Source organism: Bacillus sp. JAS24-2, from assembly GCF_008274905.1.
GTDB lineage: Bacteria > Bacillota > Bacilli > Bacillales > Bacillaceae_G > Bacillus_A > Bacillus_A cereus.
On sequence record NZ_CP031068.1, the window covers coordinates 4,915,831 to 4,929,755 of the forward strand.

Here is a 13,925-nt window from a genome sequence, read left to right on the forward strand (position 1 = left end):
CGATTGGGCCTTTTTTATTTACTTATTAAAGTGCTGTAAAATTGCTTCTACAATACGCTCTGATGCACGACCATCACCGTAAGGGTTAGATGCTTTCGCCATCTTATCATGAGCTTCTTTATCTGATAACAGCTCATCAGCAAGACCAAAGATTGTCTCTTCGTCTGTTCCTGCTAATTTCAGCGTACCTGCTTCAATACCTTCAGGGCGCTCTGTTGTATCACGAAGAACAAGAACTGGTACACCAAGTGATGGAGCTTCTTCTTGTACACCACCAGAATCCGTTAACATTAAGTATGAACGAGCTGCAACATTGTGGAAATCAATTACATCTAGCGGCTCAATTAAATGAATACGGTTATGTTCACCTAAAATTTCATTTGCTATTTCACGAACAACAGGGTTCATATGAACAGGGTACACAACTTGTACATCTTCATGTTTGTCAACAAGACGCTTAATTGCACGGAACATATTACGCATCGGTTCACCTAAGTTTTCACGGCGGTGAGCTGTCATAAGTACAAGACGATCATTTCCAAGTTTCTCTAGTACAGGATGACTATATGTTTCTTTTACAGTCGTTTGTAGCGCGTCAATCGCTGTATTTCCTGTGATGAAAATACGTGACTCATCTTTATTTTCCTTCTGTAAGTTCGTTGCTGATTTTGCTGTCGGTGAGAAATGAAGATCCGCCATTACACCTGTTAATTGACGATTCATCTCTTCTGGGTATGGAGAATACTTATCCCACGTACGAAGGCCCGCCTCAACATGACCTACTGGAATTTGATTATAAAAAGCAGCTAAACTTGCAATAAATGTTGTTGTTGTATCACCATGTACAAGTACAATATCCGGCTTCGCTTCTTTCATTACTTTATCCAAACCTTCTAAACCACGCGTTGTAACATCAATTAAAGTTTGGCGGTCTTTCATAATATTTAAATCGAAATCTGGCGTAATTCCAAAGATACTTAATACTTGATCTAACATTTGGCGATGTTGTGCTGTTACAGTCACAATCGATTCAATTTTTTCTGGGTGTTTTTGCAACTCTAATACAAGAGGTGCCATTTTAATTGCTTCTGGACGTGTCCCGAAAATTGTCATTACTTTTAAACGTTCAGTCATGTGATTGCCTCTTTTCTTTCACTAATTACAGCTTCTATTATGACATATAAAAATATACATGAGTACATCCCTTTTTAACGCATAACAGAAACTTTTCTATTACAAATACTTTTTCTTCCCACCGAGTAATAATCTATCTTTTGTTTCTTAACATCTTCATCAGTATAACAATTTCTCCCATCAAATAAAATAGGCTCCCTCATAAGTTGTACGTACTTTTCTAACGGATAAGTTTGAATATCTCCCCATTCTGTTACGATAAAAACCGCACTCGCATCTCTAATCGATTCATCTATACATCTACTATATTGTATAGCATCTCCAAATATATTCTTTACATATTGAATTGCTTTTGGGTCATAAAGAACAATATCTGCACCTATATTAATTAATGCTTCTATTATAATAAGAGATGATGCCTCTCTAATATCATCCGTATTCGGTTTAAAGGATGCGCCAAGAACTGCAATCCGCTTTTTATTCATGTTCATAACTTTTTTCGCTTTTTCAATCAATAGCAGCTGTTGCTTATTATTTACTTCAATAACTGCTTTTAACAAACGAAAATCATGAGCAACATTTCCCGCAATTTGTACCAGTGCTTTCGTATCTTTCGGAAAACACGACCCTCCGTAGCCAATGCCCGCATTTAAAAAAGATGCACCGATTCTCTTATCCATTCCCATCCCTTTGGCAACATCCAATACATTCGCGCCTACCTTCTCACATATATTTGAAATTTCATTAATGAAACTAATCTTTGTAGCTAAAAAGGCGTTCGACGCGTATTTAATCATCTCCGCACTTTTAATATCTGTAACATACGTTTCTAAGCATAATTGACTATACAAACTCTCTACTCTTCTTGCTACTTCCTTACTATCCGCTCCAATTACAATACGATCTCCATGAAAGAAATCATAAATACCTGAACCCTCACGCAAAAACTCTGGATTCGATACGATATGTACTGTATGCCTCCCTTTTAACTTCTCCTCAATCCATCCCTTCATTACATCATTTGTACCTACTGGAACTGTACTTTTCGTAACAACAATAATATCGTTCGTCGCATATAATCCAATATCGTTACAAGCACTCTGAATATACGTTAAATCTGCCGTCCCATCTAATAACGGTGGTGTTCCAACTGCAATAAATATAAACTCTACATCATCAAATGCCTCTTCTTTATTTGATGTAAAAGTTAAAGCATTATTCTCATATGCATAATTTATTAATTCATGTAATCTGGCCTCATAAATAGGTAAATCCCCTTGTTTTATCCGTTCAATTTTTTCATCATCTATATCAAAACATGTAACTGAATGCCCTAATTTTGCCAATCCTACTCCTGTAATCAATCCAACATATCCAGTACCTACTATCGTAATTTTCATTTCCTTTTCGCACAGGAATTTACAATAGAAAAGATATGAAATATAGAACTCTCCCTGCGCTTCCCCCTCTCATATTAAAAATGAGAAAACCCTTTTCCTTCTTCATTATATGAATTACTTCCCTTACTTTTTTTAAAGTTTTTGTAAAATTAAATGCACTATAAAGTAAAACTTAATCAGTGAGAATCAGGCTGCCAGGTCACGCGTGATAAATTCCCACATTTTAACACGAAACTTACTCATTTCTACGTGCAACACTTATAATACTGAAATAAAAGTATTCACTATTGCAGAAAAAGAGGAAATGTTACATTCCAAAGCCCAGTACGATTAACCTTCTTATATGATTCAACATTCTATATACAATTGTCATATATTCTATCCGCTTCCATTAACCGTAAAAAGAAAAAAAGATTGAATTCTAATCTTTTTGTGATACCATATGTTATGAGCCTGTAAATAAACATCATAATTTTCAGATAAATATATTTTCAAAAAAAAATTACGTTAGACTATAAAGGGTGGGGTATTAATGGACTCACAAGTGATTTATGCCATTTTGGCATCTTTCATCACTGTACTCGTCGTTACTCCTTTAGTTATTAAATTAGCTTTTAAAATAGGAGCGACAGATAAGCCAAACGCACGTAAAGTGCACCAAAAGATTATGCCACGTCTTGGCGGGTTGGCAATATTTATTGGTGTAGCTGTAGGATTTGTTGTCGGCGGCTTATATGAACAAAGAATGTTATCGATAACGCTAGGTGCGATTATCATTGTAATCATCGGAATTTTAGATGATATGTACGAGTTATCTGCGAGAGTAAAATTCGGTGGACAACTGTTAGTTGCCATTATGATTGTAAAAAGTGGATTATTAGTGCAAGTATTATATATCCCATTCCTTGGGGATACTGAACTTGGATGGCTTGCTTATCCAATTACAGTATTTTGGCTTGTAGGTATTACGAATGCAATCAACTTAATTGACGGCTTAGATGGATTATCTGCTGGGATTTCATCTATCGTACTTGCAACGCTAGCATATATGGCCTTCACTAGCCCATGGGGTACTGGAACAGCTATTATCTTGCCACTTGCATTAATTATATTAGCAAGTACAATTGGATTTTTATTCTACAACTTCCATCCAGCAAAAATTTTCATGGGAGATACAGGAGCACTATTTTTAGGATACTGTATTTCTGTTATATCGTTACTTGGATTATACAAAAGTGTAACGTTATTCAGTTTTATCGTTCCAATTATCATTTTAGGTGTACCTATATTTGATACGATATTTGCAATCATCCGTCGTATCGTAAATAAAAAACCTATTTCAGCACCAGATAAATCGCATTTACATCACCGCTTACTTGCAATGGGATTCTCTCATCGCAAAACGGTACTAATTATATACGCATTCGGTATTTTCTTTAGTGTAAATGCCATTATTTTCACTAGTGCAACGTTATGGTTATCCATTATTCTTCTTTTTGCTTTGATTTTCTTCACAGAAATCATCGCTGAAATAATCGGGCTTGTACATGAACGCTACAAACCAATCATTTCCTTTTATAAAAAAGTGAAAAAACGCGAAGACTAATTGTAGTATAGCCTTTTCAATTATGAAATATTCAAATAGCATCCTCTTTCTTATAAGAGGATGCTATTTTTTATTCTCATTTTATATTTCCAAAATATAGATTGTTTGAGAGTTCCTCTATTGGAGAAAGATATACATAATAAGAAAAGTATCAAGTTTTCTTTTTTACATCTTGATTGTCAAACTGAGGGTGAATGTTATGATCAAGCGAGTATTTCAATGTATTATTTTATTTTTAACGATTACTATGTACGTATCATCTAATACTGAAGCAACAACTGTTATTCCTGCTGAATATCATCCAAATACTGAAACAACTTCTCCTACACAAAAAATTGCGTACTTAACATTTGATGACGGGCCAAACAAATATACTACACAAATTTTAAACATCTTAAAAGAAAAGAACGGAAAAGCAACTTTCTTTGTTATTGGCGGAAAAGTGCCACATTACACAAAAACGATGCAACGATTAATTAAAGAAGGACATTATATCGGGCTCCACAGCATGTCACATGATGTAAAACGCCTTTACACTGGTGACCCTTCCACTTTAATTGCAGAAATGGAGCAAACACAAAGCATTGTCCAGCAAGTTACGAAATTAAATACACATCTCGTTCGCGTTCCATATGGTAGTATGCCTTACTTAAAAAAGAATTACCGTGACGCACTTGTATCGGCCCAGTATAAAATGTGGGATTGGACGATCGATACATACGACTGGAAAAGCTATGACAATCCTTCTGCCATACTCGAAAGAGTACGTAACCAAAGTGATGAACAAGTCGAAGTCATTTTAATGCATGATTCGAGTGTAACCGTACAAATACTGCCAAAAGTAATTGATTATTTACAGTCACAAGGATACAAACTTCTTCCCTATAATCCTTCTTCTCATCTCAAGGTGAATTTTTGGAAAGACACAAGATTGTAACAGCTTTAGTGCCTATGTGCTAAAGCTGTTTTATTTTTCTCTTCCCACCCTTCCCATTTTTGTGTAAAATTTTAAATAGTGATGAAGTTTCGAGGTGAATAGAAATGAAACGAATAGATCTCATTTTTAACGCAATACAAAAAGGCAATTATACAGAAGGTGTAACCGCATCAGAACTCGCTACATTTCTGCAACTAGATCGCGCCAATGTAAGTAGCGATTTAAACAAACTTGTAAAAGATAAACGTTTATTAAAAACAAATACGCGACCTGTTCGTTTTTACATAGAAACGAACACTTCGTTGGAAACGCATTCAAAAGACATAACTTCATTAGATACATTTGCAATTGAAAATACGAGCCTTAAAATTGCAATTGAAAAAGCGAAAGCTTCTATTCTCTATCCTCCAAACGGTATGCATACTTTACTACTGGGAGAAACAGGGGTCGGAAAGTCTATGTTTGCTTCTTTAATGCACGAATATGCAATTGAAGTTGAACAGCTTCCAAAAGATGCACCATTTATCGTATTTAACTGTGCTGATTATGCAAATAATCCACAGTTACTACTCGGGCAATTATTTGGGATTAAAAAAGGAGCTTATACAGGAGCAAGTGATCAAAAAGGGTTAATTGAAAAAGCACATGAAGGAATTCTTTTCTTAGATGAAGTACATCGCCTGCCTCCAGAGGGACAAGAAATGCTTTTCACCTTTATTGACCGCGGAGTATACCGCCGCCTTGGAGAAACAGAGAACGAACGTAAAGCACAAGTATTAATCATTACTGCAACAACAGAAGAACCAAATTCATTTTTATTAAAAACATTTACAAGACGTATACCAATGACTGTTACGCTGCCACCACTTCGTGAGCGTACACATAAAGAGCGCTTTGCTTTACTACAGCTATTTTTCACAAATGAAGCAATTCGTCTGCGAAAAGACATTCACGTTAGCCCAAATGCAATGCGTGCTTTCGTCTTTTACAATTGTCCCAATAACATTGGTCAATTAAAAACAGATGTTCAAATTGCCTGTGCGAAAGCCTATTCTGATTTGGTCACAAAGAAACGTGATTCTGTCTATGTTTCAAGTACAGATTTACCTTGGTATATGAAAGAAGGATTGTTCATTGAAAGGAAGAGCCGTCACTTATACCAAATACCAAATGAAACATTTGTATTTACAGGTGAGGAAGGTTGGAGTAATCATAAAACAGAAGATGAAAAACGCTCTTCTATTTACGATTATATTGATTATAAATACGAAGAACTTCAAGCACGTGGTATTGAAGAGGAAGAATTAGAATTACTAATAGAAAATGATGTTCAAAGCTTTTTCGTACAATATTTTAACCAAATATCAAAAAAAACAAGCCATGAAAATGTTTTTAAAATTGTGGATCGTAATATCGTTTCCGTATGTGAAAAAATAGCGGAACTTGCTGAAAAGCATTTATCTAAGACGTTTGATGAAAAAGTATTTCTCGCTTTAAGTTTACATGTACAGACAACTCTACAACGTTTACAAAGCGGAAAACAAATACATCACCCACAATTAAATCAAATTCGTACGAAATATAAAGAAGCTTTTTCCGTAGCTATGCAATGCATTCAACTACTGGAGGAAGAATTACAAATAACAATGCCTATTGATGAAGCTGGCTTTTTAACAATGTTCTTCGTTGTTGATCCAATTCCTGCCTCACAAACAGAAGTAAAAGTATTAATATTAGCACACGGTAATGGCATCGCAACTGAAATGGCAAACGTCGCAAACGAACTTCTCGGCATTGAGGAAGTAACCGGTATTGATATGCCGTTACACGAATCACCGAAAGATTTCTTGGAACGTGTGAAAGTGTATATGAAAACACTACAAAATGTAAATGGGCTTCTCTTACTTGTCGATATGGGGTCACTTGCTTATATCGGTGACATATTAGAAACGGAGTTCAAAATCCCTGTACGTGTTCTCTCGATGACGAGCACACCACACGCACTAGAAGCAGCTCGAAAAGCTCAGCTCGGTTATTCATTAGATGCGCTGTATGAAACAGTAAAAAATTTAACACCATTTTACTTAAACGTACAAGAAGAAAAGAAAAAACCTCTCTCTCCAATGAAATCTGTTATTTTAACAGCTTGCTTAACTGGTGAAGGAAGTGCTTTAGCTATTCAAAAAATGTTAGAGAACTATTTACGATTTGATAAAGACTTAATTGAAATTATTCCGATTAGTATCGTCCATGAAAAAGATTTAACGAAAATGATTGAGAACATAAAAAAAGAGCGTAACATCATTTGTATCGTCACGAATTTCGATGTGCAAGTACCATGCTTAACATATCATTTCCAAGACATCGTAAACTACACAGCGATTCAGCCAATTCAAGAATTAATTACGTATGAAGAAACATATGCAAAAATGGCGGATATTCTTGAACAACAAATGCAGCGTAACGATGGAGCATTACTTATCAAAACAATTCGTTACGCATTAAATACAATTCAGGAATTAATTTCCTTACAGCTAACTCCTGATAGCTTAATGGGTGTTATTCTGCATATGAGCTGTATGGTTGACCGTCTTCAAAAAGGAGAAAGCCTTCTTCCTCACCCTGATAAAGAGAAAAGAAGACAAGATGAGTACTGGATGTATATGAAAGTAAAAAAAGCGTTGCAACCAATTGAAAATACATTTGAAATACAAATACCTGATGACGAAGTATTTTATGTTATGGACTTCTTTATTAAAAATCAGCCTGTGAAAAATTAATCGAGGCCGTTTTTAAAAATATCGACCGTAACGTGAGTTATATCAGCGATTATTGAAATATATCGGCGCAACTCAGATTATATCAGCGATTTTCAAAATATATCGGCGTAACTCAGATTATATCAGCGATTTTCAAAATATATCGGCGTAACTCAGATTATATCAGCGATTTTCAAAATATATCGGCGTAACTCAGATTATATCAGCGATTTTCAAAATATATCGGCGTAACTCAGATTATATCAGCGATTTTCAAAATATATCGATTTACCGACAATAATTGCTAAAACTAGCACCTTATATAATGAGAAAAGGCTGTTCCAACATATGGACAGCCTTTGCCTCTATTTCTTTACTTTTCTAACTCGCCCTCTTATTTCTCCTCTTTTTTGTGATTTCGTATGGACATTAACATATACATTTGCTTGAATAATTTCTTGAAGTAAATGTACGAATGATTTCCCTTGTAAAGGTCCCTCAAAATCCTCTACATTCACTACACCAGTAATACTTCCCTCGTTCAAGCTAATCCCTTGCTCCAGTGGACCATACAAATATAAAACAACAGGACCAATTTGAGTAGACTTCCCTAAATGAATTTGACACGATGTAACCTTTTCTATATTTTTTAGTATTACTCTGTAATGCAATTTCGTTAAATCATCACTAAAAATAAACTCTGCTACCCCAAAAGCTTCTGTATTTACAGGAGGCACTTCCCTCTTACCTGTTAACCTGGCAAAGAAATGTGTTGTCATAAGGCATTCTCCTTATATAAATTTCCCAGCACTACTTCTACTACTTTATGGTTTAAACATAATCATTTATGACTTTTTCAATTTTAATTACAAAGAAAAGATTCACAAAATCTTTACATTGTGATTGTTCCTGTAGATTGAAAGTCTCTTGTATAATGCACATAGAAAAACATTATAGGAGGTTCCATTGAAAACTAACAAATACACTTTTCATACATTATTAGAGATTTTTCTCGTCTCATTTAAATTAGGACTTACTTCATTCGGCGGTCCTGTCGCTCATCTCGGCTATTTCCACCAAGAATACGTGCAAAAAAGAAAATGGATGGATGAACGAAGCTATGGAGATTTAGTAGCACTATGTCAATTCCTTCCCGGTCCTGCCAGCAGTCAAGTCGGTATGGGGGTTGGATTATTACGGGGCGGTCTATTAGGAGCTATTATTTCATGGATTGGATTCACTTTACCGTCTGTGCTTGTTTTGGTTTTCTTCGCCTCATTCCTTAATCAGTTCGATCTTGGAAGTGCTGGCTGGATTCATGGACTAAAACTTGTAGCAGTCGCTATTGTCGCTCATGCCATATGGGGAATGGCGCGAAAGTTAACTCCAGATCGAAATCGTGCAACGATTGCGATTGTAACTGCCGCAATCGCCTTATTATGGCCAAGTAGTTGGACACAAGTCATCCTTATTATAATATGTGGCTTTATCGGTTGGTTTTTATATCGCAACCAACCAATTAGCCAATCTCAAAATATAAGAGTACCTATTTCAAAAAAGATAGCAGTTTCTTGCCTCGTCTTATTCTTTGGACTATTACTACTGCTACCAATATTAAGACCGTTCTCTTATTACATCGCTTTATTTGACAGTTTCTATCGCTCTGGCGCACTTGTATTTGGAGGAGGACACGTCGTGCTGCCCCTTCTTGAAGGTGAGTTCGTACAAAACGGAATGATGACGAAAGAACAGTTCCTAGCTGGATACGGATTAACACAAGCAGTACCAGGACCACTATTTACATTCGCCTCTTATATAGGAGCAGTGTTAAACGGGACGCTTGGGGCAATAATCGCAACAATTGCGATTTTCCTCCCTGCTTTCTTACTCGTTATTGGTGTTTTACCATTTTGGAACAATGTGAGAAAAATATCATTCATACAAGGCGCACTACTTGGTGTTAACGCCGCAGTTGTTGGTATTTTAATTGCCGCTTTTTACGATCCCATTTGGACGAGTACAATTATAAATGCTTCAGATTTCGTTTTCGCTTCGCTTCTTTTTTGCTTACTAGCTTTTTGGAAAGCACCGCCTTGGGTTATCGTTATACTTGGAGCTTTTGGCGGATATATTCTATCCATTTTGTAAATAAAAAACGACGGCATGATGTAGCCGTCGTTTTTCTATTAAAACTTCACAAGTTCTATCCCTTCAGGCAACTCACTCTCTGTTAAAATACGCAATTCCTTCACACGATCCATTACGTAAGAAGAACGCTTCACAAGCTCTGGATCAATATAAGCTGGATGAACCATAATTTCTACCGTTTGTTCACCTTGTACTTTTTCTTTTAACTTCACAAAGTAATCTTCCGTCACACCATCCGCATAAAAGTCACTGTAAAATACATCAGAAAATGGATGCACCGCTCTATCTTCCCCACAACGACGAATTGGAACATTATATTTAGCTGCTAATCTCTCAAGAACATCGTGTAAGATCGGTAATCCGTGTACATGATGATGACTATCTAAATGAGTTGGTGTTAATCCGTAAGATAGGAATTTCTCAATTTGAGCAGTCCACTCTCTCTCAACTTCTTCTGGATTTATATTCCCTTCCCTTACAACACTTTGTTTATGAAACAATCCGTCGCTACCTACAAGTGATGGTACGTTTCCAAGAAGTGGTTCCCCTGCTGTTAATACGAGATGTACGCCTACTCCGAGTAGGTTATACTCTTTCGCTAAGCGTACCGCATGCTCTGTTCCTGGCATATTCATCATCATCGTCGTTGAATTTACAAGTCCATTTATATGCCCATCAATAATGCCGTAATTTGTACCTTCTGTAAGACCGAAATCATCTGCATTTACAATTAACTTAATCATCATAATACCTCCTAATAGAATAAAAAAAGCGGGCTAAATAGCGCCGCTTTTACTTCTCTACCTTTTTAAAGAACTGTGGAAGATACTCTTTATGTGCTTCCAACATTTCATCTAAAATTTGTTTTGCAACTTTATCTGATGGTACAAGTGGATTGATTGTCATAGCAAGCAGCGCCTTATGATAATCCCCTGTAACAGCAGCTTCAATTGTTGTGCGCTCGAATGATTTAATTTGTTGTACTAAACCGCGAACTGGTACTGGAAGATCTCCAACTGCAATTGGTTTTGGGCCTTCTTTCGTAATAATACAGTTCACTTCAACAGCTGAATCATGTGGTAAGCTTGCAATTGTTCCGTTGTTTCGTGTATTAACAGGCTGGATATCACCTTTATTATTGTAAATAGACGTAATTAAGCTACATGCTGCATCACTATAATAAGCTCCGCCACGTTTTTCTAATTGTGGTGGTTTAATATCTAAGTTCGGGTCTTTATATAACTCAAATAAATCATTTTCTAATTGTTTTACTACTTCTGCACGTGTACCTTTTTCAACAGAAGCCTCTTTCTCTTCTTCTAACATTTCACGTGTTTTGTAGTAGTAACGATGGTATGGACATGGAATTGCACGAAGGCCGCGAATAAAGTCTGGTTCCCAGTTAAGCGCTGCGATATTTTCCATCGTAATTTGCTTTTCTGGATCTGTCACAAGCTCTAACACACGATCCATTACACTTACGCCATCTAAGTATACATCTAGTCCGTATACCATATGATTTAAACCTGCGAAATCAACGTGGACACGACTTGCATCTACTTCAAGTAATCTTGCAAGACCCATGCGGATTCCGATTGGAACGTTACATAGACCAACTACTCTTTGAATATTTGTATAACGAAGGACAGCCTCTGTTACCATACCAGCTGGATTTGCAAAGTTAATTAACCATGCATTCGGACAGAGCTCCTCCATATCTTTACAAATATCTAAAATAACAGGAATCGTTCTCAACGCTTTGAATAGACCACCAGGACCATTTGTTTCCTGACCGATTACATCATATTTTAACGGGATTGCTTCATCTTTTGCACGTGCTTCTAATAAACCAACGCGAAGTTGTGTTGTTACGAAGTCAGCATCTTTTAATGCCTCACGGCGATCAAGTGTTAAATGTACCTCGATTGGTAAACCTGATTTTTTCACCATACGTTTTGCTAAGTTACCAACGATTTCTAACTTTTCTTTTCCTGCCTCAATATCTACTAACCAAATTTCACGAACAGGAAGCTCATCATAACGCTTAATAAATCCTTCAATTAACTCTGGTGTATAACTAGATCCACCGCCGATTGTAGCAATTTTAATTCCAGTCATGCTTTATTCCCCTTTCGCTTCAAGCTTTTTATAAAGATCGATAAACTCTGCTGCTAATTCTTTCACTGTAATCGCATTCATTAAATGATCTTGTGCGTGAATTAAAAGAACACTAACCTCTGTTTTTTCTCCTCTTGCTTCTGATTGTATGAGCTCTGTTTGGAAATGATGCGCTTCATTAATCGCTTCTTTTGCCTTTACCATCGCTTCATCTGCTTCTACCATTTTCCCCTGTTTGGCAAATTGAAGTGCCTCCATCGCAAAGCTTCGTGCGTTACCACTATTTAAAATCAATTGGAATGGAATTTGTTCTGCTGTAGTCATCATAATTACCGCCCTCTCTATTATGGTTCAACCGATTTACATACCCCTTCAGTTTGAACATTTCTATTACATTATTATTTTATGAATGATAGTTTGGTGTTCTTGTAGATGGATTTCATCTTTTTGAACATGATATAAAGGTGATTGTTCTCACAGATAGTGTTATCTGTGAGAACAATTACTATGTTACATAGGTAAAGAATTACTATTACCTTGCGCTGCTGCTTTTTCAGTACGAACAACTGAACGGTCACATAACACAACGAATGGATAATAAATTACCATTGCAATTACAAAGTTGAATAACTGTAGAATTGCACCAGAAATATGTCCACCTGTTACAAGATAACCACTAATAATTGGTGGTGTTGCCCATGGAATCATCACAACTGTTTTTGGTACCCACCCCATAGATATAGCTGTATAAGAAGTAATTACTAATACAATTGGTGTTAGGATAAAAGGTAAGAATAAAATTGGATTTAAAATAATTGGTGTACCAAATATTACTGGTTCGTTAATGTTAAATGCACCAGGTCCAATTGATAAGCGAGATACACCACGTAATTGTGCACTTTTTGCTACGAGTAATACCACTACTAAGAATGCTAATGTCGCACCAGAACCACCAAGGTATACGAAAGTATCAAAGAATGGTTTTGTAATAATATTTGGAACATCAAATGCAGATGTACCACCTTTAAATAAATTCATATTTTTCTCTAATGCCGGTAAGTATAATGGCTCAATAATACCACCAACGATATTTGGCCCATGTAAACCGAAGAACCAAAGAAGATGAACAAGGATTACAATGATAATTGCACTTGGTAATGTCCCTGCTAAACTTTGCAGTGGTGATTGAATCGTATTAAAAATAAATTCATGAACACTTGTACCAGATAATTTCACTGCTAATTGAATACCTGCAACTACTGTTAAGATAACAAATGCTGGAACTATAGCTGCGAAAGATCTTAAAACTGCTGGTGGTACTCCATCAGGCATTTTAAAAGTAATGTTTCTTTGTACAAAGAAACGGAATACTTCAGTAACAAGGAGTGCCACAATAATTGCTACGAATAACCCTTGTGCACCTGTCCAAGCTAAGTTCAATCCGCCTTCTTTCGGTGTTGTTGGTGTAAGAATAATTAACGCACCAAATGAAATAATACCTGCTGACAAACCATCAACGCCGTAAGATTTTGCTAAGTTATAACTTGTTGTAAATGCTATGATTAGTGCTAGAATCGCGAAAGAACCAGTCCACATTCCGCCGCCGACTTGTTTCCACGTTTCACCAAACAAACCTTTCATGAAATCTTGGAAAACTTCAGATGGAAAACCATTAATTAGTGATGCCAGTGCACCAACTAAAATAAGTGGCATAACTGCAATAAATCCGTCACGGATCGCAGCTAAGTGACGTTGCGATCCGATTTTACCAGCGACAGGAACAATATATTTCTCCATAAATGCAATAAACTTTTGCATTTCGC

Annotated in this window: 11 protein-coding genes; 4 read left to right on the forward strand and 7 right to left on the reverse strand. The window is 36.2% G+C overall.

The genetic code is table 11. From position 1 onward, the window contains the following. Positions 1 to 18: 18 nt before the first annotated feature. A complete protein-coding gene (gene wecB, locus DN407_RS25650; protein ID WP_000140145.1) occupies positions 19 to 1,134 on the reverse strand; it encodes a non-hydrolyzing UDP-N-acetylglucosamine 2-epimerase in 1,116 nt (371 codons plus the stop codon). Between the two features lie 74 nt (positions 1,135 to 1,208). Further along, complete coding sequence (locus DN407_RS25655) at positions 1,209 to 2,534, reverse strand: UDP-glucose dehydrogenase family protein (protein ID WP_000704920.1); 1,326 nt, start codon at positions 2,532 to 2,534, stop codon at positions 1,209 to 1,211. Positions 2,535 to 3,066: 532 nt separating this feature from the next. On the opposite strand from DN407_RS25655, the gene DN407_RS25660 reads away from it, so the two are divergent. The 3 genes from DN407_RS25660 (at position 3,067) to DN407_RS25670 (ending at position 7,857) form a co-directional block, all read left to right on the forward strand. Further along, positions 3,067 to 4,140: a UDP-N-acetylglucosamine--undecaprenyl-phosphate N-acetylglucosaminephosphotransferase TagO gene (locus DN407_RS25660; protein WP_000378319.1), complete on the forward strand. Its 1,074-nt coding sequence runs from the start codon at positions 3,067 to 3,069 to the stop codon at positions 4,138 to 4,140. Between the two features lie 199 nt (positions 4,141 to 4,339). After that, on the forward strand, positions 4,340 to 5,077 hold the full coding sequence (locus tag DN407_RS25665; RefSeq protein ID WP_000597152.1) for a polysaccharide deacetylase family protein: 738 nt from the start codon (positions 4,340 to 4,342) through the stop codon (positions 5,075 to 5,077). Between the two features lie 104 nt (positions 5,078 to 5,181). After that, positions 5,182 to 7,857: a sigma-54-dependent transcriptional regulator gene (locus DN407_RS25670; RefSeq protein WP_000820967.1), complete on the forward strand. Its 2,676-nt coding sequence runs from the start codon at positions 5,182 to 5,184 to the stop codon at positions 7,855 to 7,857. A 344-nt stretch (positions 7,858 to 8,201) separates the two neighbouring features. Here the strand turns inward: DN407_RS25670 and exsM are convergent, their stop codons facing one another. Next, positions 8,202 to 8,615 carry an exosporium regulatory protein ExsM gene (gene exsM, locus DN407_RS25675; protein ID WP_000207046.1) on the reverse strand — a complete coding sequence of 138 codons (414 nt, stop codon included), beginning with the start codon at positions 8,613 to 8,615 and terminating at the stop codon, positions 8,202 to 8,204. Between the two features lie 187 nt (positions 8,616 to 8,802). On the opposite strand from exsM, the gene DN407_RS25680 reads away from it, so the two are divergent. After that, a complete protein-coding gene (locus DN407_RS25680; protein ID WP_000856219.1) occupies positions 8,803 to 9,984 on the forward strand; it encodes a chromate transporter in 1,182 nt (393 codons plus the stop codon). A 38-nt stretch (positions 9,985 to 10,022) separates the two neighbouring features. On the opposite strand, the gene chbG is transcribed toward DN407_RS25680, so the two are convergent. From chbG to celB, 4 genes are all read right to left on the reverse strand, one after another. Continuing rightward, the gene (gene chbG / locus DN407_RS25685; protein ID WP_000593491.1) at positions 10,023 to 10,727 is read right to left on the reverse strand and encodes a chitin disaccharide deacetylase; all 705 of its coding nucleotides are present in this window, start codon (positions 10,725 to 10,727) and stop codon (positions 10,023 to 10,025) included. Positions 10,728 to 10,776: 49 nt separating this feature from the next. Next, positions 10,777 to 12,102, reverse strand: a complete 1,326-nt coding sequence (gene celF, locus DN407_RS25690) for a 6-phospho-beta-glucosidase (protein ID WP_000145762.1) — start codon at positions 12,100 to 12,102, stop codon at positions 10,777 to 10,779. 3 nt (positions 12,103 to 12,105) lie between these two features. Then, positions 12,106 to 12,429, reverse strand: a complete 324-nt coding sequence (locus DN407_RS25695) for a PTS lactose/cellobiose transporter subunit IIA (RefSeq protein WP_000989059.1) — start codon at positions 12,427 to 12,429, stop codon at positions 12,106 to 12,108. Between the two features lie 183 nt (positions 12,430 to 12,612). Beyond that, positions 12,613 to 13,920, reverse strand: a complete 1,308-nt coding sequence (gene celB / locus DN407_RS25700) for a PTS cellobiose transporter subunit IIC (RefSeq protein WP_001168837.1) — start codon at positions 13,918 to 13,920, stop codon at positions 12,613 to 12,615. Positions 13,921 to 13,925: the final 5 nt, after the last annotated feature.